This is a genomic window from Candidatus Magnetaquiglobus chichijimensis (genome assembly GCF_045865675.1).
Classification (GTDB): domain Bacteria; phylum Pseudomonadota; class Magnetococcia; order Magnetococcales; family Magnetaquicoccaceae; genus Magnetaquiglobus; species Magnetaquiglobus chichijimensis.
In genome coordinates this window covers 631,533-656,777 of the sequence record NZ_BAAFGK010000004.1, presented here as the reverse complement: position 1 = coordinate 656,777, position 25,245 = coordinate 631,533, and the positions used below count along the sequence as shown (strand labels likewise).

General features: G+C 61.6%; 5 protein-coding genes. 4 read left to right on the top strand and 1 reads right to left on the bottom strand.

All coding sequences use genetic code 11. The annotated features are described in order from the left end of the window. Positions 1–2: 2 nt before the first annotated feature. The 3 genes from groL (at position 3) to ACOY6C_RS07130 (ending at position 3,950) form a co-directional block, all read left to right on the top strand. Complete coding sequence (gene groL / locus ACOY6C_RS07140) at positions 3–1,640, top strand: chaperonin GroEL (protein ID WP_420904792.1); 1,638 nt, start codon at positions 3–5, stop codon at positions 1,638–1,640. A gap of 215 nt (positions 1,641–1,855) precedes the next feature. After that, positions 1,856–2,413, top strand: coding sequence for a bacteriohemerythrin (locus ACOY6C_RS07135; RefSeq protein WP_420904791.1), 558 nt, complete (start codon positions 1,856–1,858; stop codon positions 2,411–2,413). Between the two features lie 139 nt (positions 2,414–2,552). After that, positions 2,553–3,950, top strand: a complete 1,398-nt coding sequence (locus ACOY6C_RS07130) for a DegQ family serine endoprotease (RefSeq protein WP_420904790.1) — start codon at positions 2,553–2,555, stop codon at positions 3,948–3,950. Positions 3,951–4,177: 227 nt separating this feature from the next. On the opposite strand, the gene ACOY6C_RS07125 is transcribed toward ACOY6C_RS07130, so the two are convergent. Beyond that, positions 4,178–6,493, bottom strand: a complete 2,316-nt coding sequence (locus tag ACOY6C_RS07125) for an SPOR domain-containing protein (protein ID WP_420904789.1) — start codon at positions 6,491–6,493, stop codon at positions 4,178–4,180. A gap of 445 nt (positions 6,494–6,938) precedes the next feature. On the opposite strand from ACOY6C_RS07125, the gene ACOY6C_RS07120 reads away from it, so the two are divergent. Then, entirely contained in the window at positions 6,939–25,145 is an 18,207-nt protein-coding gene (locus ACOY6C_RS07120; RefSeq protein ID WP_420904788.1) for a DUF4347 domain-containing protein, read from the top strand. Positions 25,146–25,245: the final 100 nt, after the last annotated feature.

Sequence of the window (25,245 nt, the reverse complement as noted above, 5' to 3'; positions counted from 1 at the left end):
GCATGGCTGCCAAGGAGATCAAATTCGGAGTGGACGCGCGCGCGTCCATGATCAAGGGGCTGAACACCCTGGCCAATGCCGTCAAGGTAACGTTGGGTCCGAAAGGGCGCAACGCGGTGTTGAACAAATCCTGGGGCGCGCCGCGCGTCACCAAGGATGGGGTCTCCGTGGCCAAGGAGATCGAACTGGAGAACAAATTCGAAAACATGGGCGCGCAAATGGTGCGCGAGGTGGCCTCCAAGACCGCCGACGCGGCGGGTGACGGCACCACCACCGCCACCGTGCTGGCCCAGGCGATCGCCCGCGAGGGTCTCAAGGCGGTGGCCGCCGGCATGAACCCCATGGATCTGCGTCGCGGTATCGACGCCGCCACCCAGGTGGTGGTGGATGAACTCAAAAAGCGGGCCCGTCCGGTCACCAAGTCCGAAGAGATCTCGCAGGTCGGCACCATCTCCGCCAACGGTGACCAGGAGATTGGCCGGATGATCGCCGAGGCGATGGACAAGGTGGGCAAGGAGGGGGTGATCACCGTGGAGGAGGCCAAGGTGTTGGCCAACTCCCTGGATGTGGTCGAGGGAATGCAGTTCGATCGCGGCTATCTCTCCTCCTACTTTGTCACCAATCCCGAAAAGATGGTGTGCGAACTCAAAGACCCCTACATCCTGCTGGTGGAGAAGAAAATCAGCAATCTCCAGCAGATGATCCCGATTCTCGAGGGCGTGGTCCGCTCCGGATCCTCCCTTCTGATCGTGGCCGAGGATGTCGAAGGCGAGGCACTGGCCACCCTGATCGTCAACAAGTTGCGCGCCGGCCTCAAGATCTGCGCCATCAAGGCCCCCGGTTTCGGCGATCGCCAAAAGGCGATCCTGGAGGATGTGGCGGTGTTGACCGGTGGCACGGTGGTCTCCGAGGCCTTGGGCCTCAAGCTCGAAAGCACCACCCTGGACATGCTCGGTCGGGCCAAGTCGGTGGTGGTGGGCAAGGACGAAACCACCATCGTCGATGGCCAGGGCGTCAAGACGCAGATCGATGCCCGCATCGCCCAGATCCGGCGTCAAATCGAGGAGACCACCTCGGATTACGATCGCGAAAAGCTCCAGGAACGGATGGCCAAGCTGTCGGGCGGCGTCGCCGTGCTCAATGTGGGTGGAGCCACCGAAATCGAGGTGAAGGAGCGCAAGGATCTGGTGGACGACGCCCTGCACGCCACCCGGGCCGCCGTCGAAGAAGGGATCGTGCCCGGTGGTGGCGTGGCGCTGCTGCGCTCGGCCAAAGCCCTGGAGAGCCTTAAACTCGCCAATGCGGATCAGGATGTGGGGGTGCGCATCGTGCGCCGCGCGCTCGAGGAACCGACCCGCATCATCGCCGAAAACGCCGGTCGCGAGGGATCGGTGGTGATCAACAACGTGCTCGAGAACGACTCGGGCAACTTCGGTTACGATGCCCAGACCGATGAATATGCCGATCTGGTGGCGCGCGGCGTGATCGATCCGACCAAGGTGGTGCGCATCGCCATCCAGTCGGCCTCCTCGGTCGCGGGACTCATGATCACCACCGAGGCCATGATCGCGGACCTCCCCAAAAAAGATGCCGCACCCGCGCCCGGCGGTGGTCACGGCATGGACGACATGGATATGTGATCTCCCACCGTCAGGGAGGGAGGGCCACGCCTTCCCTCCCTGACGCCCTTTCGTATCATGACACGGCCATCCGTAGCCATCCGCATCTTCGTTATTCCTGGCAAAGGCTGGGAACCTTCTGTAGACTATCGGACCATCATTCACACAAAATGGTCTGCCTCTTCTTCAACCCCTCGCATCCCCCCCGGCAACCCATCACGAAACAGGAGAGCACCATGAAAACAAGCATCGAAACCACGGAATGGGCCATCTGGGGTGGATTCGTCGCCTTCGTGATGCTGTTGAGTTGGCAGTTCGGACTGGCGGTCGGATTGGCGGTATCCCTGACCATCCCGTTCGTCATCATGCTCAAGAACGACTACCTGCGCCGCAAGCACGGCTGGAAAAGCGAATACAGCGTCGGTGTCGCAATCCTGGACGATGACCACAAAAAATTGCTCGACATGGTGTGGCGGGTCTATCAGTCCATGCAGAAGTCCTACGGCAAGGAGGACGCGGAACAGGTTCTCGGGGAGCTTCAGGCCTACACGATCGAACATTTCGGTCGCGAAGAGGGGCTGATGCGGAAACACGGCTATCCGGAGTTGGAGCGTCACCTGGCCGAACATGAAGCCATGAAGGCCAAGGTGGTGGAGTTCAAAAGTCACTTCGCCACCAACAGCCTGGAGGTCTCCCACCAAATGCTGCGGTTTCTCGAGAACTGGCTGATCACCCACATCACCAAGACCGATCAGGCCTATTCGGCGTTTCTGACGGAAAAAGGGGAGCGGTGATCCGAACCACCCGGTTCGGCACGCTCATCCAAAGGGAAGACAACCAATGGGGGCCGGCACCCCACGTACAACCGCCGGCGGGAGATGCGCGATGGAAAGAAAAAATGAAATGCAGCGGTCTGTTTCAGCGAGAACCTGGATGGGGTGGATGGTCGGCGTGGCGTTTCTGCTGGTCGGCATCGCATCCGCCACGGCGCGTGACCTGCCGGATCTCACCGCCCTGGTGGAGAATCTCAAACCGGTCGTGGTCAACATCCAGACCAGCAAAAAAGCCCGGGGCGGCAAGCAGGCGATGCCGAACAACCCCTTCAAGAACAGCCCGTTCGAACACTTCTTCCAACCCTTCATGGACCGCATGCCCCAGGGTGAGATGCAAACCCAGAATCTCGGCTCCGGAGTGATCATCGACGCCGACGGGTTCATCCTCACCAACAACCATGTGGTGGAAGAGGCCGACGAAATCAAGGTCCGGCTCGTCGATGAGCGGGAGTTCGTGGCCAAGGTGATCGGCAGCGACCCGAAAAGCGATCTGGCGCTGATCCAGATCCCGGTGAAACAAAAACTCCAGGCCGCCAAGCTCGGCGATTCCGACGCCATCAAGGTGGGCGCCTGGGTGGTGGCGATCGGCAACCCCTTCGGCCTGGAAGCCACAGTCACCTCGGGGATCATCTCCGCCAAGGGCCGCGCCATTGGCAACGGTCCCTACGAAGATTTTCTGCAAACCGACGCGGCCATCAATCCCGGCAACTCCGGCGGTCCGCTCTTTGACCTCGATGGCAACGTCATCGGCATCAACACCGCGATCTTTTCCCGCTCCGGCGGCTACATGGGCATCGGCTTCGCCATTCCGGTCAACATGGCCAAAAACGTCGTGACCCAACTCAAGAGCTCCGGCAAGGTGACACGCGGCTGGATCGGTGTCGGCATCCAGATGGTCACCCAGGAGTTGGCGTCCGCCCTCGGATTGGAAACCGCGCGCGGCGCGCTGGTCTCCCAGGTGGTCAAATCCGGTCCGGCCCAGGAGGCCGGGATCAAGGCCGGGGATGTGATCCTGAAGTTCAACGGCCAGGAGATCCACAAAATGCGCGATCTGCCCACCATCGTGGCCGCGACAGCCGTGGGCAACAAGGTTCCGGTGGCGATCCTGCGCGATGGCAAAGAGCAGACCGTGCAGATCAAGGTGCGCGAATTGCCCAAGGAAGAGAGTTCCGCCGCAGCCAGCAAGGGGGACGCCGACGCCGACAAAACCGATCCTCTCGGCATCAAGGTGAAAGCGCTCGGCGACAACCAACGCCGTCAGGGTCGCCTGGGCGACGACATCAAGGGGGTGGTCGTGGCCAAAATCGATCCGGATGGCGCCGGGGCCAAGGCCGGGTTGCGCGCCGGCGATGTGATCGTGGATGTGAACCGGCAGTCCGTGGAGAGCCCCAACGACTACGAACAGGCCATTGACAAGCTCGGCAAAAATCGCAACGTGCTGTTGCGCGTGGCGCGCGATGGCGGCGTGCTGTTCATCGCGGTCAATCTCGATCGTTGAACCCTGGTCAGGGTTGCCCCCCTCGAAAGAGGGGGCAACCCTGACGCTTCCGCACCCCCGCACGAAACCCATCCCCGGTTGTCACGGCGGGGTCAGCCCTCCCGCTCCTGGATCACCCGCACGAAATCTATCCGGTTGTCGCGGCGGGATCAGCCCTCCCGCTCCTGGATCATCTGCACGAAACCCACCTGCTGTTCGCGCTGCTGATAACGGTTGTCGCGGCGGGGTCAGCCCTCCCGCTCCTGGATCACCCGCACGAAACCCACCTGCTGTTCGCGCTGCTGATAACGATCACGGGCCGCCTTGGCGTCGGCGTGACGCTCGAAGACCCCGATCCAGACCTGCTTGACCGACACCCCCTCTGCATCTCGGGTCTCGTGGATCCGCAGCGAATACCCCTTGGCGCGCAGACGCTCGATCAAGGAGTCCAACGCGGCGGAGTTGGCACCCGAGGCCACCTGCACCGCATAGCGAACCTTGCTCTCCGGTTTCACGACCGACGGTGTGGGCAACGGTGGACGCGGCGCGGGAGCAGCCACCGTGACGGGTGACGGTTCGCCGACCTCCGCCTTGGATTCCGCCAACGACATCGCTCCCCCCTTCCGGTCAAACGACAACACGACCGGCGCCTGGTCCCAACGCACCGGCGCGGACGTATCCAGACGACTGGATGCGGGGTTCGCGCCCGCCGGCGCGGACGTATCCAGGCGACTGGATGCGGGATTCGCGCCCGCCGGCGCGGACGTATCCGGGCTTGCGCGTTCGGACCAACCGGGCGCGGGATTCGTGCCTACCGGCGCGGACGTATCCGGGCTTGCGCGTTCGGACCAGGATGAGAGCGTGGGGCGAACCATCCGCGCCAGCGGCTTGACGAACGGCAAGGGGGTGGTTTCGAAGGCCACCGGTTCTTCGCCGCTCCCGGCTGGACCCCAAGACACGGAGGGTGGCGGCGTTTTGTTCGTTTCGGTCGAAATCGCGCCGCGCGCCCCATCCTTTTGGGCCGTTTGCGACCCCGACGCACGCCAGGGGAGCGGCTTCTCGGTCAGGGCATCCCGGATCGCCGTGTCGTCCCCTTGCGCAAAAAGCCGCTTCTGCCACTCGGCATCGTGAACGCGCAACAGCCGGGTCAACCGCACCAGTTCCAGATCCCCACCCAACTCGTCCAAGGGATCCCAGCCGAGGGTGGCGTACAACCGACCGAGGGCGCTCTGGAAGCGGGCGAAGGATTCGTACTGCCGCACCCGTCCGAGCACCCCCGAAGCCACGGCATGCACATAGGAGAGCTGGCTGTCCAGCCCCATCTCCCCACGGTTGGCGGCATGGTCGCGCAAGCGTGCGCGGGTGGTGTTCTCCTCCTGCACCCGCTTGAGGCCATCCCGCGCGGCCAGGTATTCGTGATAGGCGATGCGCGTTTGGCCAAGGATCGCCATGTGCATCACCAGCCGCCGCATCTGGATCACCTTTTCCCGGCTGTCGGCCAGATCCAGTTGTTGTCCGCCGTTCAGCGCGCGCAAGAGATTCCAGCTCAACCGCGCCCCGGCCTGGGCCCAGTGCTGATAAAGCAGATAGCGACTGCCATCGAAGTTCTCGCCGACATCGAACTCCAGTCCGGGAAAGAGACGCGCGATCGCCTTGCGGGTTTCGTCGGCCTCGATGCGCGCCTGATAGGCCTCGACGCGCAACTCCGGTCGCTGGGTCAACGCCTGCCGTTCCAGCTCGTCGATCGGCGCGGCCAATGCCAAAGGCTCGGCCCCCGAGCTGCCATCGTCCACCAGTTCGAACCGCTCACCGGGGGGCAGATGGATCAGGGTGGCCAGCTCTTCCCGCGCCACCGTCAACTCGGCCCGCGCCCGCTCCAACTGGTTGACGATCTCCAGCAACCCCAATTGATACTGCAGGCTGTGGACCGGAGAACGGAGTTTCTCCTGTTCCACCTGGCGCGCGGTGGCCAGCGCCTCGTCGGCGGATTTGAGCACCGCGGCCACTTCCCGTTCCAGCCCCTGGGCGGCCACAGCGCGCCAATAGGCGAAACGCACATCCTTGAGAAGGTTGTGGGCCGCCTTGCGGCGCTGTTCGCCCTGAATCAGCCGTTTGTTCCCCTCCTGGCGGGCCTGGTAGTAACTGACGCCGAAATCCAACAGATTCCAGCTCATGGTGAAATCCGCCGTGCCGGTCGCCTTCTCGCGCGAGATCGATGGATCGGTCTCGACGATGCCCGTGGAGAGCGACCGGCTCACCGAGGCGTTTTCCGGAGTGCGCGCCGAATACCCGGCGGCAAGGGTCCAGCGGGGCAACATGTCGAGCCGCGCCACCTCCGCCTGCTGGCGCGCCACCACCTCTTCCATGCGCTTGAGTCGATAATCCAGATTGTATTTCAACGCGCGGGCCATGGCCTCGTGCAGGGTGAGCGGACCCTCCAGGGGCTTGCCATCCTTGAACAGCCATCCCCGATCCGCCTCGACCTGTTTTTCCCGTTCGTCCGGGGTCAAGGCGCTGGTCACCACCGAACAGCCGCTCAAGGAGAGCGCCGTCAAAACGGCCACCACCCCACCCAGATTCCTCCGGGTGACGCGACGTGGTGGTTGCCTTCTGGTTCGATGAGAAGATACGCTCAAGGTGTACGGCTCGCTTATGTTGGTCGGGAGTGATGCGTGATCTTTGGACCAGGAAGCAAGCATGAATCATGCCGCACAAAATATTACCCAACAGCCCCCCATCCGAACCAGGATGAACGCAGTGTCAATTATTTTTACACTTGATAAATACATTCAATTTCAATATTTTAAACTTAAAACCCTTCCATGATTGTAAAAAAATATGACACTATCTTCCAAACCGTCAGACCAACCTGTTGATAAACAAGAACTAAAAAAGATCTGGTCGAATGGCGCGCGAGTTGCTAAATTGGTTGTTAAACTGTTGATAACCACTGATTAAAAAACAAGAAAAACCGGAAAAACCTCGCAAGCACCACGGGAGCGACCTGCGATGAGACTTTGGCCCTGGATCCGCGACAAACTCTGGCCGAGCCACTCCAAGGGGACGGTCCGGCCACCCGTTCCGACGGCCAACCCTGCGCCGATCCGCTCCAGACTGGCCCTGCGTCTGGAACGACGCCTGATGTTCGATGCCGCCGGCGTCCTGACCGCCGTGGCCGCCTTGCATCACGACGCCGACGGGCACGACGCGGACCAGTCCGCCGACCACGCCCCGATTCTCACCCCGCCCGGTCACGATGCCGCCACACCGGCGCCACGGGAAATCCTCTTCATCGACGCCACGGTGGAGAATCACCAGGCGCTGCTCAAGGATCTGCCCACGGATGTCCAGGTGGTGATGCTCGATCCGAATCGGGATGGGGTGGAACAGATCCGCGCCACCCTGTCCGGGCTGGCGGGCATCGAGGCGCTGCACATCGTCTCCCACGGCGCCGAGGGAACCTTGGCGCTCGGCAAAACGGAGCTGGATGTCGTCAACCTGGAAGACCATGCCCACGCGTTGCAGGATTGGGGCGCGGCGCTTTCCGAACATGCCGACATCCTGATCTACGGCTGCGATGTCGGGGCCGGCATGAGCGGCGCGGCCTTCGTGTCGCGGGTCGCCGAGTTGACCGGCGCGGATGTGGCCGCTTCCAACAACCTCACCGGCGCCACCGAACGAGGGGGAGACTGGAACCTGGAGGTAGCCCACGGCAGCATCGAAACCGATGTCTTCGTCTCTTCGAGCGCGCGACTGGCGTTTCACGGTGTTCTGCCTTCCGCTAATCCGATTATCGTAAGTGTAAATGGGGATGTACTCTCCTACAACGAGGGAAGCGGCGCCCTTGTGATCGATCAGGGCGGCAACGTCACGGTCACAGATGCCGATTCGCCGGACTTCAACGGCGGGCAACTCACCGTGTCGATCACCGCCAACCGTGACACCACCGACGACGTGCTGGCCATCCGCAATCAGGGCACCGGCGTCGGCCAGATCGGCGTCTCCGGAGCCAACGTCACCTATCAGGGCAGCGTGATCGGCACCTTTGCCGGCGGTACCGGCAGCAACGACCTGGTGGTCACCCTCAACGCCAATGCCAACCCTACCTCGGTGACCGCGCTGCTGCGCAACATCACCTACACCAACACCGACACCAATGCCCCCTCGACCGCCACCCGTTCCATCGCCTTCCGGATCACCGACGGCGACGGCGGCACCTCCACCACCTCGACCGCCAGCACCACCGTGACCGCGGTCAACGACGCCCCCACCATCACCGGCGGATCGGCGCTCACCTACACCGAAAACAATCCGGCCACGGTGATCAACCCCACCCTCACCCTGGCCGACGTGGACAACGCCAACCTGCAAGGGGCCACCATCACCATCAGCGGCAACTACCAGAGCGGCGCCGACACCTTGAGTTTCACCAACACCGCCAGCATCACCGGCACCTGGAACAGCGCCACCGGCACCCTCACCCTGACCGGCGCCGACACGGTGGCCAACTATCAGGCCGCGCTGCGTTCGATCAAGTACGCCAACAGCAGCGACGCCCCCACCACGCCGACCCGGACCGTCACCTTCCAGGTGAGCGACGGCACCACCTCCAGCACCACCGCCACCTCGACCGTGGCGATCACCGAACTCAACGACGCCCCGGTCCTGGTCGCGAGCGGTCAGTGGTTCATCCCCGCCGTGTTGCGCACCGACGCCACCAACACCGGCGCCACGATCGCATCGCTCTTCGCGGCCAGCGACATCACCGATGCCGATCCGACTCCGCTCGAGGGCGTGGCCATCTACTCGGCCAACGACATGGGGGTGGGAACCTGGCAGTATCGCGTCGATGGCGGGGCCTGGACCAATTTGCCCAACCCGTTGCTCACCACCCATGCCCTGCTTCTCAAATCCAGCGATGAGGTGCGTTTCGTTCCCAACAACACCAACGGTGGACAACCCACGCTCTTCTTCTATGCCTGGGACCGCACCAATGGCGTGGCCGGCACCACGGTCAACGCCAACACCCGCGGCGGCACCACCGAGTTCAGTTCCACCGCCGGCATCATCAACGGCACGGTCAACGCCGCGCCAGTACTCGACATCGCCCCCAACCCGGCCTTGCCGACCATCACCGAGGACAACCTCACCAATACCGGGGCCACGGTCAGCTCCCTGCTCGGCACCTCGATCAGCGACATCGACTCCGGCGCGCTCCAGGGGATCGCCATCCGTAGCGTCACCACCGACAACGGCACCTGGCAGTACTCCCTCAACGGCGGCACCAGCTGGACCGCCTTCGGCACCATCTCCAGCACCCAGTCGCTCTTGTTGCGTCCCACCGATCTGGTGCGCTTCGTTCCCGATGGCGCCAACCCACCCAACGACACCTCCCCCGGATCGCTGAACTTCACCTACGTCGCCTGGGACCGCACCGGACGCTCCTCGGTGTGGTCGGCGGGAGGCAAGGTCTCGACCATCTCGCGCGGTGCGGCCACGCCGTTCTCCGCCAACATCGAAACCGCCACCATCACGGTCACCGACCTCAACGACGCCCCGGTCCTCACCGCCGCCGCGCCGATCCTGCCGGCCATACTGCACACCGATACCGACAACGCCGGCGTCACCATCGCCAGCGTGGTGGGCAGCTCGATTGGCGATGTCGATGCGGTCACCACCCCCCTGGAAGGGATCGCCATCCACACGGCCAACAGCGGTTCGGCGGGTTGGTGGGAGTACTCCACCGACAACGGCGCCACCTGGACCGCCACCGGCACGGTGAATGCCACCTCTGCCCTGCTGCTGCGTCCCCAGGATAAAATCCGCTTTCAGCCCGGCGGCACGCTCACCACCACCAACAACGCCAGTTTCGGCTATTACGCCTGGGACCAAACCCAGAATTTCGGCCAACAAGGCACCAAGGTCAACGTCTCGACCCGTGGCACCACCACGGCATTCAGCACCGCCAGCGATACCGCCTCGATCCGGATCAACATCGCCCCCACCCTGAATGCCGCCGCCACGCCGACCCTGCCGACCATCACCGAGGATGAAACCACCAACAGCGGTGCGCTGGTCTCGACCCTGCTCGGAGGAGCCTCGGATATTGATGTCGGGGCCTCGCAAGGGATCGCCGTGTATGGTCTGTCCAGCGGCAACGGCACCTGGCAATACAACACCGGCAGCGGCTGGACCAACATCGGCACAGTCAACGGCACCTCGGCCCTGCTGTTGCGCGCCTCGGATTCGATCCGTTTCGTGCCCAACGCCATCAAGGGAACCACGCCGAATGTATCGTTCTACGCCTGGGACCAGACCACCGGCAGCGTCGGCGCCAAGGTGGATGTCTCGACGCGCGGCACCACCACCGCCTTCAGCGTGAATGCCAACACCGCCACCCTGTCGGTCACCGAGGTCAACGACGCCCCAACCCTGTCGGTCACCGCCTCCACCCTCACCTTCACCGAGGGCGGCGCGGCCCTGGCGATCAACAACACCCTCACCCTGTCCGATGTCGATGATCTCAACATCGCCGGGGCCACGGTGCAGATCACCGGGAATTACCAGTCTGGGGAAGACGTTCTGGCTTTCGTCAACCAATCCGGCATCACCGGCTCCTGGAACAGCGCCACCGGCACCCTCACCTTGACCGGAACCGCCACCAAGGCCCAGTATCAAACCGCGCTGCGCTCGATCACCTATCAGAACACCAACAACGATACCCCCAATCCGGTCACCCGCACCGTCACCTTTTCCATCACCGACGGCAACTCCGATGGCACCGGTTTCGGCGCCCTGAGCGCCTCGGGCTCCCGTCCCATCGCCATCACCGCCATCAACGACGCCCCAACCCTCACCACCACCGGCACCACGTTGAACATCAGCGAAGGGGATGGGACCACCCTGATCGATCCGAATCTGCTGCTCGGCGATGTGGATGACACCCAACTGACCGGCGCCACGGTGCGCATCACCAGCAATTACCTCTCGAGCGAGGATGTTCTGGCCTTCGTGAATCAATCCGGCATCACGGGTTCCTGGAATTCGGCCACCGGTACGCTTACGTTAACCGGAAGCGCCGCCAAGGCCGATTACCAGGCGGCGCTGCGCTCGGTCACCTACTTCAACAGCAACACCATGGCCCCGAGCATCGCCGCGCGCACCGTCACCTTCACCCTCACCGACGCAAACTCCGCCGGACAAGGGGCCGGCGCCCAGAGCGTTTCGGCGCAACGGATCATCGCTCCGGTTTCGATCAACGATGCGCCACTCATGAGCGGTTCGGCCTCCGCGCAAAATTATTCGGAAGGATCCGCGCCAGTCGTCATCGACAACGGCATCGTGCTCTCCGACATCGACGACGCCAACATCAGCGGGGCCACGGTTCAGATCGTCGGCCATTTTCTCGCCAGCGAGGATCAACTGGCCTTTTTCAATGTTTCTGGGATCACCGGTTCCTGGAACAGCGCCACCGGCACCCTCACCTTGACCGGAACCGCCACCAAAGCCCAGTACCAAGCCGCATTGCGCACCATCACCTACCGCAACAACAACACCGACGACCCGAATCTGAACACCCGCACCATCCGTTTTACAATCACCGATGCCAACTCGAACGGACAAGGCAACGGTGCCCTGAGTGTCGATTTTGAACGCGATGTCGCTGTTGCGGCGGTCAACGACGCACCGACCATCGCCACCACCGGCATGCCTTTCGCCTACACCGAAAGCGATACCGCCAAGGTGATCGATTCCGCCCTCACCCTGACCGATGTGGATGACACGCTGGTCACCGGGGCCACGGTGCGCATCACCAGCAATTACCTCTCCAGCGAAGATATTCTGGAGTTTGCCGACCAATCCGGCATAGCCGGCTCCTGGAATTCGGCCACGGGAACGCTCACCTTGACCGGAACCGCCACCAAGGCCGATTACCAGGCGGCGTTGCGCACCATCACCTATCGCAACAGCAACGACAACGATCCCTCCATCGCCACGCGCACCGTGCTTTTTTCGGTCATGGACGCCGATTCGCAAGGTCATGGCTCTGGCGTGCTCACCGGTTCCGCCGGTCGCAACATCATCATGACCGCCATCAACGATGCGCCCGACATGACCACCGACACCCCCCTCGCCTACACCGAGGGGAATCCGGCCACCTGTGTGGATGCGGGTTTGAGTCTGGTGGATGTGGATGATTCGACGATCATCCAGGGACTGGTACAGATCACCGGCAATTACCGTGCATCCGAGGATGTTCTTTCATTCACGAATCAATCCGGCATCACCGGCAGTTGGGACTCTGCCACCGGCACCCTGTCACTGACTGGAACCGCCAGCAAGGCGGCTTACGAGGCGGCGCTGCGCTCGATCACCTACACCAACACAAACACCGACAACCCGAGCACCGCCATGCGCACCGTGACCTTCACGGTCACGGACGGCAACTCGAACGGTGTCGGCGATACCAACCTCACCACCAGCGGCAGCCGTTCGATTCTTGTCTCGGCAGTCAACGACGCCCCAGGCGTTGCCACCACCGCCGCGCCCCTTGCCTACACCGAAAGCGACGCCGCCACCCCAATGGATCCCGGCATCTCCTTGGCCGATGTGGACGACACCCACATTTCGGGCGCGACCATTCAGATCACCGGGAATTTCCTGTCGAGCGAAGATGTTCTTTCATTCGTGGATCAACCCGACATCACCGGTTCCTGGAATTCCGCAACAGGTACGCTTACGTTAACCGGATCCGCCACCAAGGCCGATTACCAGGCAGCGCTTCGTTCCATCACTTATCAGAACAGCAACGACGACAACCCGAGCCCGGCAACCCGAACGGTCACCTTCTCTGTCAGCGATTCGAACTCCAACGGCGAGGGGTCGGGCGCGCTCACCACCACGGCCACGCGCCAGATTCTTTTTTCGGCAGTCAACGACGCCCCTGGCATCAGCGCAACCGCCGCGCCGTTGGCCTATACCGAAAGCGACGCCGCAACCCTAATGGATCCCGGCATCTCGCTTTCCGATGTGGATGACAGCCATATCGCGGGCGCGACCGTTCAGATCACCAGGAATTTCCTGTCGAGCGAAGATGTTCTTTCATTCGTCGATCAATCCGGCATCACCGGTTCCTGGAACCCGGCCACCGGAACGCTTATGTTAACCGGCACCGCCACCAAGGCCGATTACCAGGACGCGCTTCGTTCCATCACCTATCAGAACAGCAACGACGACAACCCGAGCCCGGCAACCCGAACGGTCACCTTCTCGGTCACCGATTCGAACTCCAACGGCGAAGGGTCCGGCGCGCTCACCACCACGGCCACGCGCCAGATTCTTTTTTCGGCAGTCAACGACGCCCCAGGCATCAGCGCAACCGCCGCACCGTTGGCCTATACCGAGAGCGACGCCGCCACGGTTCTTGATCCCGGCATCTCGCTTTCCGATGTGGATGACAGCCATATCGCGGGCGCGACCGTTCAGATCACCGGGAATTTCCTGTCGAGCGAGGATGTGCTTTCATTCGTGGACCAATCCGGCATCACCGGTTCCTGGAATTCGGCCACCGGAACGCTTACGTTAACCGGCACCACCACCAAGTCGGACTATCAGTCCGCGCTTCGTTCCATCACCTATCAGAACAGCAACGACGACAACCCGAGCCCTGCCACTCGAACGGTCACCTTCTCGGTCACCGATTCGAACTCCAATGGCGAGGGTTCCGGCGCGCTCACCACCACGGCCACACGCCAGATTCTTTTCTCGGCAGTCAACGATGCCCCTGGCATTAACGCAACCGCCGCGCCGTTGGCCTATACCGAAAGCGACGCCGCCACGGTTCTTGATCCCGGCATCTCGCTTTCCGATGTGGATGACAGCCATATCGCGGGCGCGACCGTTCAGATCACCGGGAATTTCCTGTCGAGCGAAGATGTTCTTTCATTCGTCGATCAATCCGGCATCACCGGTTCCTGGAACCCGGCCACCGGAACGCTTACGTTAACCGGAACCGCCAGCAAGGCCGATTACCAAGCCGCGCTTCGTACCATCACCTATCAGAACAGCAACGACGACAACCCGAGCCCGGCCACCCGAACGGTCACCTTTTCGGTCAGCGATTCGAACTCCAACGGCGAGGGGGCCGGAGCGCTCACCACCACGGCCACACGCCAGATTCTTTTTTCGGCAGTCAACGACGCCCCTGGCATCAGCGCAACCGCCGCGCCGTTGGCCTATACCGAGAGCGACGCCGCCACGATTCTTGATCCCGGCATCTCGCTTTCAGATGTGGATGACAGCCATATCGCGGGCGCGACCGTTCAGATCACCGGGAATTTCCTGTCGAGCGAGGATGCGCTTTCATTCACGGACCAATCCGGCATCACCGGTTCCTGGAACCCGGCCACCGGAACGCTTACGTTAACCGGAACCGCCAGCAAGGCCGATTACCAAGCCGCGCTTCGTTCCATCACCTATCAAAACAGCAACGACGACAACCCAAGCCCTGCCACCCGAACGGTCACCTTCTCGGTCACCGATTCGAACTCCAACGGCGAGGGTTCCGGCGCGCTCACCACCACGGCCACACGCCAGATTCTTTTTTCGGCAGTCAACGACGCCCCTGGCATCAGCGCAACCGCCGCGCCATTGGCCTATACCGAAAGCGACGCCGCCACGGTTCTTGATCCCGGCATCTCGCTTTCCGATGTGGATGACAGCCATATTTCGGGTGCGACCGTTCAGATCACCGGGAATTTCCTGTCGAGCGAAGATGTTCTTTCATTCGTCGATCAATCCGGCATCACCGGTTCCTGGAACCCGGCCACCGGAACGCTTACGTTAACCGGAACCGCCAGCAAGGCCGATTACCAAGCCGCGCTTCGTTCCATCACCTATGAAAATCTGAACAACGACAACCCAAGCCCTGCCACCCGAACGGTCACCTTCTCGGTCACCGATTCAAACTCCAACGGCGAGGGGTCGGGCGCGCTCACCACCACAGCCACGCGCCAGATTCTTTTCTCGGCAGTCAACGACGCCCCTGGCATCAGCGCAACCGCCGCGCCATTGGCCTATACCGAAAGCGACGCCGCCACGGTTCTTGATCCCGGCATCTCGCTTTCCGATGTGGATGACAGCCATATCGCGGGCGCGACCGTTCAGATCACCGGGAATTTCCTGTCGAGCGAGGATGCGCTTTCATTCACGGACCAATCCGGCATCACCGGTTCCTGGAATTCGGCCACCGGAACGCTTACGTTAACCGGCACCGCCACCAAGGCCGATTACCAGGCCGCGCTTCGTTCCATCACCTATCAGAACAGCAACGACGACAACCCGAGCCCGGCCACCCGAACGGTCACCTTCTCGGTCACCGATTCGAACTCCAACGGCGAGGGGGCCGGAACGCTCACCACCACGACCACGCGCCAGATTCTTTTTTCGGCAGTCAACGACGCCCCTGGCATCAGCGCAACCGCCGCGCCATTGGCCTATACCGAAAGCGACGCCGCCACGATTCTTGATCCCGGCATCTCGCTTTCAGATGTGGATGACAGCCATATCGCGAGCGCGACCGTTCAAATCACCGGGAATTTCCTGTCGAGCGAGGATGCGCTTTCATTCACGGACCAATCCGGCATCACCAGTTCCTGGAATCCAGCCACCGGAACGCTTACGTTAACCGGCACCGCCAGCAAGGCGGACTATCAGGCCGCGCTTCGTTCCATCACCTATCAGAACAGCAACGACGACAACCCGAGCCCGGCCACCCGAACGGTCACCTTTTCGGTCAGCGATTCGAACTCCAACGGCGAGGGATCGGGCGCGCTCACCACCACGGCCACACGCCAGATTCTTTTTTCGGCAGTCAACGACGCCCCTGGCGTTGCAACCACCGCCGCGCCGTTGGCCTACACCGAAAGCGACGCCGCCACGATTCTTGATCCCGGCATCTCGCTTTCAGATGTGGATGACAGCCATATCGCGGGCGCGACCGTTCAGATCACCGGGAATTTCCTGTCGAGCGAGGATGCGCTTTCATTCACGGACCAATCAGGCATCACCGGTTCCTGGAACCCGGCCACAGGAACGCTTACGTTAACCGGAACCGCCACCAAGGCCGATTACCAGGCCGCATTGCGTTCCATCACCTATCAGAACAGCAACGACGACAACCTGAGCCCGGCTACCCGAACGATCACCTTCTCGGTCACCGATTCGAACTCCAACGGCGAAGGGGCCGGCGCGCTCACCACCACGGCCACACGCCAGATTCTTTTTTCAGCAGTCAACGACGCCCCAGGCATCAGCGCAACCGCCGCGCCGTTGGCCTATACCGAAAGCGACGCCGCCACGGTTCTTGATCCCGGCATCTCGCTTTCCGATGTGGATGACAGCCATATCGCGGGCGCGACCGTTCAGATCACCGGAAATTTCCTGTCGAGCGAAGATCTGTTGAACTTCGTGGACCAACCCGGCATCACCGGTGCCTGGAATTCGGCCACCGGAACGCTTACGTTAACCGGCACCGCCACCAAGTCGGACTATCAGTCCGCGCTTCGTTCCATCACCTATCAGAACAGCAACGACGACAACCCGAGCCCGGCCACCCGAACGGTCACCTTTTCGGTCAGCGATTCGAACTCCAACGGCGAGGGATCGGGCGCGCTCACCACCACGGCCACACGCCAGATTCTTTTTTCGGCAGTCAACGACGCCCCTGGCGTTGCAACCACCGCCGCGCCGTTGGCCTATACCGAAAGCGACGCCGCCACGGTTCTTGATCCCGGCATCTCGCTTTCCGATGTGGATGACAGCCATATCGCGGGTGCCACGATCCAGATCACCGGGAATTTCCTGTCGAGCGAAGATCTGTTGAACTTCGTGGACCAATCCGGCATCACCGGTTCCTGGAACCCGGCCACCGGAACGCTTACGTTAACTGGCACCGCCAGCAAAGCGGACTATCAGGCCGCGCTTCGTTCCATCACCTATGAAAATCTGAACAACGACAACCCGAGCCCGGAAACCCGAACGGTCACCTTCTCGGTCACCGATTCAAACTCCAACGGCGAGGGGTCGGGCGCGCTCACCACCACGGCCACACGCCAGATTCTTTTTTCGGCAGTCAACGACGCCCCTGGCATCAGCGCAACCGCCGCGCCATTGGCCTATACCGAAAGCGACGCCGCCACGATTCTTGATCCCGACATCTCCTTGGCCGATGTGGATGACAGCCATATCGCGGGCGCGACTGTTCAGATCACCGGGAATTTCCTGTCGAGCGAGGATCTGTTGAACTTCGTGGACCAATCCGGCATCACCGGTTCCTGGAATTCGGCCACCGGAACGCTTACGTTAACCGGCACCGCCACCAAGGCCGATTACCAGGCCGCATTGCGTTCCATCACCTATCAGAACAGCAACGACGACAACCCGAGCCCGGCTACCCGAACGATCACCTTCTCGGTCACCGATTCGAACTCCAACGGCGAAGGGGCCGGCGCGCTCACCACCACGGCCACACGCCAGATTCTTTTTTCAGCAGTCAACGACGCCCCAGGCATCAGCGCAACCGCCGCGCCGTTGCCCTATACCGAAAGCGACGCCGCCACCCCAATGGATCCCGGCATCTCGCTTTCCGATGTGGATGACAGCCATATCGCGGGCGCGACCGTTCAGATCACCGGGAATTTCCTGTCGAGCGAAGATCTGTTGAACTTCGTGGACCAACCCGGCATCACCGGTTCCTGGAATTCGGCCACCGGAACGCTTACGTTAACCGGCACCGCCAGCAAGGCGGACTATCAGGCCGCGTTTCGTTCCATCACCTATCAGAACAGCAACGACGACAACCCGAGCCCGGCTACCCGAACGATCACCTTCTCGGTCACCGATTCGAACTCCAATGGCGAGGGTTCCGGCGCGCTCACCACCACAGCCACGCGCCAGATTCTTTTCTCGGCAGTCAACGACGCCCCAGGCATCAGCGCAACCGCCGCGCCGTTGGCCTATACCGAAAGCGACGCCGCAACCCTAATGGATCCCGGCATCTCGCTTTCCGATGTGGATGACAGCCATATCGCGGGCGCGACCGTTCAGATCACCGGGAATTTCCTGTCGAGCGAGGATGCGCTTTCATTCACGGACCAATCCGGCATCACCGGTTCCTGGAACCCGGCCACTGGAACGCTTACATTAACCGGCACCGCCAGCAAGGCCGATTACCAGGCCGCATTGCGTTCCATCACCTATCAAAACAGCAACGACGACAACCCGAGCCCGGCCACCCGAACAGTCACCTTCTCGGTCACCGATTCCAACTCCAACGGCGAGGGGGCGGGCGCGCTCACCACCACGGCCACGCGCCAAATCATTCTTACCGCGATCAACGATGCACCACTCATGAGTGGAACGACCACCACGGTCAATCATACCGAAGGGGAAGCTCCCATCTTCCTGGACACAGCCATCCTCCTCTCCGACGTCGATGATGCCAATATCAGCGGGGCTTTGATCCAGATCATCGGCAACTACCACGCGGATCAGGATCGATTGGCCTTCTTCAACGTTCCAGGCATCACCGGCAGTTGGGACAGCGCCACAGGTACCCTCACCCTTACGGGAACCGCCTCGAAAGCGGATTATCAGGCGGCCTTGCGTGCCGTCACCTACCGCAACTCCGATACCGATGATCCCAATCTGGATACCCGTACCATCCGTTTCACGATTTTCGACGCCAACTCGAATGGACAAGGAGATGGCGCGCTCGGGGTGAGCATCCAAAGAAATCTCACCATCACGGCGGTCAACGACGCTCCATCCCTTACCTCCACCGGAATGCCGCTCTCCTACACCGAAAGCGACATCCCCAAGGTGATCGATCCCTCCATCACCCTCGCCGATGTGGATGACAGCCACATCGTGGCTGCGACCGTTCAAATCGCCGGCAATTACCTATCCAACGAAGATGTTCTTTCATTCGTCGAGCAATCCGGCATCACCGGTGCCTGGAATTCGGCCACCGGAACGCTTACGTTAACCGGAACCGCCACCAAAGCCGACTATGAAACCGCATTACGCAGCGTGACCTACTGCAACAGCAACGACAACGATCCTTCCATCGCCACGCGCACCGTGCTTTTTTCGGTCACAGACGCCGATTCGCAAGGCCATGGATCGGGCGCGCTCACGATTTTTTCTGGTCGCAACATCGTCATGACCGTCATCAACGACGCCCCCAACATGACCACCAACACCCCGCTCGCCTACGCCGAAGGGGATCCGGGTATCCCTGTCGATACGGGGTTGAGTCTGGTGGATGTGGATGATGCCACGATCATCCATGGATTGGTGCAGATCACCGGAAACTACCGGCCTGGCGAAGATTTTCTTTCATTCAACGATCAATCCGGCATAACCGGAAGCTGGAACGCGATCACCGGCACCCTGATCCTGACCGGCACGGCAGCCAAGGGGGACTATGAAAGCGCCTTGCGCTCCGTGACCTACCGCAACCTCAACACCGCCGATCCGGACACCACCCCGCGCACCGTCACCTTTACCGTCACGGATGGCAACTCCAACGGCCAAGGCGCTGGCAGTCTCTCCACCAGTGGCAGTCGCACGATTCTTGTCTCGGCAGTCAACGACGCCCCAGAGGTCATCACCACCGTGACACCCCTGGACTACATCGAAAGTTCCTCCGCCATACCCGTGGATCCAGGGCTTATCTTGAATGACGTGGACGATGGCCAGATCACCGGGGCCACGATTCAAATCACCGGAAATTTTCTGGCCAGTGAAGATGTACTTTCGTTCGTCGATCAACCCGATATGACCGGAAGTTGGAATTCGGCCACCGGAACGCTTACGTTAACTGGCACCGCCACCAAGGCCGATTACCAGGCCGCGCTTCGCTCCATCACCTATCAAAACAGCAACGACGACAACCCGAGTCCGGCTACCCGAACGATCACCTTCTCGGTCACCGATTCGAACTCCAACGGCGAGGGTTCCGGCGCGCTCACCACCACGGCCACGCGCCAGATTCTTTTTTCAGCCGTCAACGATGCCCCAGGCGTTGCCACCACCGCCGCGCCCATTGCCTACACCGAGAGCGACGCCGCCACGGTTCTTGATCCCGGCATCTCCTTGGCCGATGTGGACGACACCCATATCGCGGGTGCGACCGTTCAGATCACCGGGAATTTCCTGTCGAGCGAAGATGTTCTTTCATTCGTCGATCAATCCGGCATCACCGGTTTCTGGAACCCGGCCACCGGAACGCTTACGTTAACCGGAACCGCCACCAAGGCCGATTATCAGGCCGCGCTTCGTGCCATCACCTATGAAAATCTGAACAACGACAACCCGAGCCCGGCAACCCGAACAGTCACCTTCTCGGTCACCGATTCAAACTCCAACGGCGAAGGGACCGGCGCGCTCACCACCACGGCCACACGCCAGATTCTTTTTTCGGCAGTCAACGACGCCCCTGGCATCAGCGCAACCGCCGCGCCGTTGGCCTACACCGAAAGCGACGCCGCCACGGTTCTTGATCCCGGCATCTCCCTGGCCGATGTGGACGACACCCATATCGCGGGTGCCACGATCCAGATCACCGGGAATTTCCTGTCGAGCGAAGATGCGCTTTCATTCACGGACCAATCCGGCATCACCGGTTCCTGGAACCCGGCCACCGGAACGCTTACGTTAACCGGAACCGCCAGCAAAGCCGATTACCAGGCCGCATTGCGTTCCATCACCTATCAAAACAGCAACGACGACAACCCGAGCCCGGCAACCCGAACGATTACCTTCTCGGTCACCGATTCAAACTCCAACGGCGAGGGGTCAGGCGCGATCACCACCACAGCCACACGCCAGATTCTTTTTTCAGCCGTCAACGATGCCCCTGGCATCAGCGCAACCGCTGCGCCGCTTGCCTACACCGAAAGCGACGCCGCCACGGTTCTTGATCCCGGCATCTCGCTTTCCGATGTGGATGACAGCCATATCGCGGGCGCGACCGTTCAGATCACCGGGAATTTCCTGTCGAGCGAAGATGTTCTTTCATTCACCGATCAATCCGGCATCACCGGTTCCTGGAACCCGGCCACCGGAACGCTTACGTTAACCGGCACCGCCAGCAAAGCCGATTACCAGGCCGCATTGCGTTCCATCACCTATCAAAACAGCAACGACGACAACCCGAGCCCGGCCACCCGAACGGTCACCTTCTCGGTCACCGATTCGAACTCCAACGGCGAGGGTTCCGGCGCGCTCACCACCACAGCCACACGCCAGATTCTTTTTTCAGCCGTCAACGACGCCCCTGGCATCAGCGCAACCGCCGCGCCATTGGCCTATACCGAAAGCGACGCCGCCACGGTTCTTGATCCCGGCATCTCGCTTTCCGATGTGGATGATAGCCATATTTCGGGTGCGACCGTTCAGATCACCGGGAATTTCCTGTCGAGCGAAGATGCGCTTTCATTCACCGATCAATCCGGCATCACCGGTTCCTGGAACCCGGCCACCGGAACGCTTACGTTAACCGGCACCGCCAGCAAGGCGGACTATCAGGCCGCGCTTCGTTCCATCACCTATCAGAACAGCAACGACGACAACCCGAGCCCGGCCACCCGAACGGTCACCTTCTCTGTCAGCGATTCGAACTCCAACGGCGAGGGGTCGGGCGCGCTCACCACCACGGCCACGCGCCAGATTCTTTTTTCGGCAGTCAACGACGCCCCTGGCATCAGCGCAACCGCCGCGCCGTTGGCCTATACCGAAAGCGACGCCGCAACCCTAATGGATCCCGGCATCTCGCTTTCCGATGTGGATGACAGCCATATCGCGGGCGCGACCGTTCAGATCACCGGGAATTTCCTGTCGAGTGAGGATGTGCTTTCATTCGTGGACCAATCCGGCATCACCGGTTCCTGGAATTCGGCCACCGGAACGCTTACGTTAACCGGCACCGCCACCAAGGCCGATTACCAGGACGCGCTTCGTTCCATCACCTATCAGAACAGCAACGACGACAACCCGAGCCCGGCAACCCGAACGGTCACCTTCTCGGTCACCGATTCGAACTCCAACGGCGAAGGGTCCGGCGCGCTCACCACCACGGCCACGCGCCAGATTCTTTTTTCGGCAGTCAACGACGCCCCAGGCATCAGCGCAACCGCCGCACCGTTGGCCTATACCGAGAGCGACGCCGCCACGGTTCTTGATCCCGGCATCTCGCTTTCCGATGTGGATGACAGCCATATCGCGGGCGCGACCGTTCAGATCACCGGGAATTTCCTGTCGAGCGAGGATGTGCTTTCATTCGTCGATCAATCCGGCATCACCGGTTCCTGGAACCCGGCCACCGGAACGCTTACGTTAACCGGCACCGCCAGCAAAGCCGATTACCAGGCCGCATTGCGTTCCATCACCTATCAAAACAGCAACGACGACAACCCGAGCCCTGCCACTCGAACGGTCACCTTCTCGGTCACCGATTCGAACTCCAACGGCGAAGGGTCGGGCGCGCTCACCACCACGGCCACGCGCCAGATTCTTTTCTCGGCAGTCAACGACGCCCCTGGCATCAGCGCAACCGCCGCGCCACTTGCCTACACCGAAAGCGACGCCGCCACCCCAATGGATCCCGGCATCTCCTTGGCCGATGTGGATGACACCCACATTTCGGGCGCGACCGTTCAGATCACCGGAAATTTCCTGTCGAGCGAGGATGTGCTTTCATTCACGGACCAATCCGGCATCACCGGTTCCTGGAACCCGGCCACCGGAATCTTGACCCTGACCGGCACCGCCACCAAGGCCGATTATCAGGCCGCGCTTCGTGCCATCACCTATGAAAATCTGAACAACGACAACCCGAGCCCGGCAACCCGAACAGTCACCTTCTCGGTCACCGATTCAAACTCCAACGGCGAAGGGACCGGCGCGCTCACCACCACGGCCACACGCCAGATCCTTTTTTCGGCAGTCAACGACGCCCCTGGCATCAGCGCAACCGCCGCGCCGTTGGCCTACACCGAAAGCGACTCCGCCACGGTTCTTGATCCCGGCATCTCGCTTTCCGATGTGGATGACAGCCATATCGCGGGCGCGACCGTTCAGATCACCGGGAATTTCCTGTCGAGCGAAGATCTGTTGAACTTCGTGGACCAACCCGGCATCACCGGTTCCTGGAACCCGGCCACCGGAACGCTTACGTTAACCGGAACCGCCAGCAAAGCCGATTACCAGGCCGCATTGCGTTCCATCACCTATCAAAACAGCAACGACGACAACCCGAGCCCTGCCACTCGAACGGTCACCTTCTCGGTCACCGATTCGAACTCCAACGGCGAAGGGTCGGGCGCGCTCACCACCACGGCTACGCGCCAGATTCTTTTCTCGGCAGTCAACGACGCCCCAGGCGTTGCCACCACCGCTGCGCCGTTGGCCTACACCGAAAGCAACGCCGCCACCCCAATGGATGCGGGCATCTCCTTGGCCGATGTGGACGACACCCACATTTCGGGCGCGACTGTTCAGATCACCGGGAATTTCCTGTCGAGCGAGGATGTGCTTTCATTCACGGACCAATCCGGCATCACCGGTTCCTGGAACCCGGCTACCGGAACGCTTACGTTAACCGGCACCGCCAGCAAGGCGGACTATCAGGCCGCGCTTCGTTCCATCACCTATCAAAACAGCAACGACGACAACCCGAGCCCGGACACTCGAACGGTCACCTTCTCGGTCACCGATTCGAACTCCAACGGCGAAGGGTCCGGCGCACTCACCACCACAGCCACGCGCCAGATTCTTTTCTCGGCAGTCAACGACGCCCCAGGCGTTGCCACCACCGCCGCGCCGTTGGCCTACACCGAAAGCGACGCCGCCACGGTTCTTGATCCCGGCATCTCGCTTTCCGATGTGGATGACAGCCATATTTCGGGTGCAACCGTTCAGATCACCGGGAATTTCCTGTCGAGCGAAGATGCGCTTTCATTCACCGATCAATCCGGCATCACCGGTTCCTGGAACCCGGCCACAGGAACGCTTACGTTAACCGGCACCGCCAGCAAGGCGGACTATCAGGCCGCGCTTCGTTCCATCACCTATCAAAACAGCAACGACGACAACCCAAGCCCGGCCACCCGAACGGTCACCTTCTCGGTCACCGATTCAAACTCCAACGGCGAAGGGACCGGCGCACTCACCACCACGACCACGCGCCAGATTCTTTTCTCGGCAGTCAACGACGCGCCAGCCTGGAATGGCCGGAAACTTCCGGAACCGCGTGGACGGGAAGAGGCGTTTCTGAAAGTCGCCCTGGATCCGCACCTCTTTTTTTCCGACGTGGACAGTCCGGTTCTGACCTATGCCGTGGACGCATTGCCCGATTTCCTTCATTTCGATCCCGACACCCACACCGTGAGCGGCACGCCGGGTCAGGGGGCGCGTGGAACGTATGCCATCCAGATCACCGCGACCGATGAAGCGGGGGCTTCCGCGACGATCACCATGACCCTGGTGATCGATCCCGCGCCAACGCGGGTCGGCGAGCCAACGGTCCCGCAACAGCCCTTGCCGGTGAGCGATCCCACGCCACCACGCAACGAACCGCTCATGGTGGTCACCCCATCGGACCACCCCCTGAAAGATAGGGACGAGGAGCCCCATCGACCGCGACTGATCGACGAGGGGACCGATCCCTTCCAGTTTTCGGCCTTGCGCGATGGACGGCATACGTTCGGCACTCCACCGGTCTTTCCGGATCCGGTCCAGGAGATCCGGGCAAACACTCCGAACCAGGGGGCCACGGAAAGCACCTTCCAGTTGTTGGTGGAGCGCTCCGACGCCATCCATGCCGACGATGGCGCGACCCGGTCGATCGCGGGGAGTCCATCCGTGGAGGAGATCAACCTGGAATCCTTGCCCGAATCCGGCAACGGCTCCAAACGATTGGAATTGCAAATCGGCACCACGCTGCGGGAATCGGATGCCCAATGGGTCATGCCGCAACCCAGGGAGGATGATCGGAGGCATCAACGGGGCGTCAAGGGGTATGGCGCCACCGAGGGGAGTCACGACGAACGGGGCATGCCCGGCCTGACCAATCAGTTGAACGTCCACGGAACCAAGGGGTTCCATGCCGCGACTCAGGAGCTGTTGCGCATGCTCAAGGAGGGAAAAGGGTAACCCATGCGTTTTCGGCTTGCCTTGACGAGGGCGTCCCCTCTCCCGACCGTGGAGAGCCCTGGCGGAAACTTTATGCCGATAGCACGGTTCTTGCATAAAC

Coding starts and splice junctions, on each gene's coding strand:
- ACOY6C_RS07135 (WP_420904791.1), top strand. CDS start 1,856: ATGAAAACAAGCATCGAAACCACGGAATGGGCCATCTGGGGTGGATTC.
- groL (WP_420904792.1), top strand. CDS start 3: ATGGCTGCCAAGGAGATCAAATTCGGAGTGGACGCGCGCGCGTCCATG.
- ACOY6C_RS07120 (WP_420904788.1), top strand. CDS start 6,939: ATGAGACTTTGGCCCTGGATCCGCGACAAACTCTGGCCGAGCCACTCC.
- ACOY6C_RS07130 (WP_420904790.1), top strand. CDS start 2,553: ATGGGGTGGATGGTCGGCGTGGCGTTTCTGCTGGTCGGCATCGCATCC.